Below are 399 nucleotides of genomic sequence, written 5' to 3'. Positions count from 1 at the left end.
ACACCGGTCACGATGGCTGTATGGGAACAATCCACGCAAACAGCGCCCGTGAGACGATAGTCAGGCTTGAAAGTCCGCCGATGAACGTCCCGAGGATTATGATTCCTGCCCTTGATATAATCATCATGCAGGTTCGCTTCCACAGCAGGAAGAAGGGAACCATAAGGCGCGTTACGGAGATAGCGGAGGTTTCGGGAATAGAGGGTGAGAGCATACAGCTCAACAAGCTCTACAAATACGACCCGGCCAAGGATGAACTCGTTCCTACAGGAGTTCCGAGCAGAACCCTTAACACCCTTGCCCACCATACAGGAATGAGCATGAAGGAGATAGAGCTTGAGATTGAGAAGCGCAAGATAATCCTTGAATGGATGATTGAGAACGGCATCAGAAGCATAG

At 50.4% G+C, this 399-nt stretch carries 1 pseudogene; it reads left to right on the top strand.

Going from position 1 to position 399, the window contains the following annotated elements:
• A pseudogene (locus E3E33_RS10760) lies at window positions 1-399 on the top strand (Flp pilus assembly complex ATPase component TadA); the annotation flags it as partial.

This window comes from Thermococcus sp. GR5 (genome assembly GCF_012027535.1).
In the GTDB taxonomy this organism is placed as follows: domain Archaea; phylum Methanobacteriota_B; class Thermococci; order Thermococcales; family Thermococcaceae; genus Thermococcus; species Thermococcus onnurineus.
The sequence above is the reverse complement of the archived record's forward strand: the minus strand, read 5'-3'. Positions and strand labels throughout refer to the sequence as shown.